This is a genomic window from Acinetobacter sp. AL9 (genome assembly GCF_041464035.1).
Classification (GTDB): Bacteria; Pseudomonadota; Gammaproteobacteria; order Pseudomonadales; family Moraxellaceae; genus Acinetobacter; species Acinetobacter towneri.
Genome location: NZ_JAYFSK010000250.1, coordinates 1 through 255, shown reverse-complemented (window position 1 = coordinate 255; position 255 = coordinate 1). Strand labels below are relative to the sequence as shown.

Genomic DNA, 255 nt, shown 5'->3' with positions numbered 1-255 from the left:
GTGGGCTAAATATGGTGCTATTTCAGGTTTGAATATCAGTGACAGAGCTATTCGTGATGCGTGGATGAAAGAAAGTCGTGACTTTGGTGTTTCTGCAAATGCGTGGAAAGAAACGCTACGTGATTGCATAGGTGATATTAAAGCCTATCGAGAAGCATCAAAAGACAAAGTAAAGCAGGCGATCCGAAAACGCACCTCCTGTAATAATGAACAAAAAAGACTATACACCTTGCTTAAAAAAGATGAATGGATGAC

The 255-nt window shown here is 40.0% G+C and carries 1 pseudogene; it reads left to right on the top strand.

Annotated elements, in window-relative coordinates:
• A pseudogene (locus tag ACEO2X_RS14555) lies at positions 1-255 on the top strand (RNA-guided endonuclease TnpB family protein); the annotation flags it as partial.